At 73.3% G+C, this 281-nt stretch carries 1 pseudogene; it reads right to left on the bottom strand.

From position 1 onward, the window contains the following. A pseudogene (locus KVT14_RS20335) lies at positions 1–281 on the bottom strand (glutamate--cysteine ligase); the annotation flags it as partial.

The following is a 281-nucleotide window of genomic DNA, read 5'->3' as shown; positions in this document are numbered from 1 at the left end:
TACAGCACCTGCAGCGGGTCCTCCTGGGTGTAGGAGTTGAAGTCGCCGAGCAGCGCGACCGCCTCGGCCTCGCCCTGCACCGTCGGCACCCAGTCGCGCAGCGCCTCGGCCTGGCGGACCCCGGACTCGTTGGACGCACCCTGGCCGTCGCCGGTGTCGGCGTCGCCCGGCCACGGGCCGGCGGAGCCCTTCGACTTGTGGTGGTTCACGACCACGAACAGCTGCTCGCCGCCCTCCGTCGGCACGAAGGCCTGGCCCATCGGCTCGCGCGCGTTGCCGAC

The sequence above is a fragment of the Cellulomonas sp. GbtcB1 genome (assembly GCF_019091725.1).
In the GTDB taxonomy this organism is placed as follows: Bacteria; Actinomycetota; Actinomycetes; order Actinomycetales; family Cellulomonadaceae; genus Cellulomonas.
This window is presented reverse-complemented; position numbering and strand designations above follow the sequence as displayed.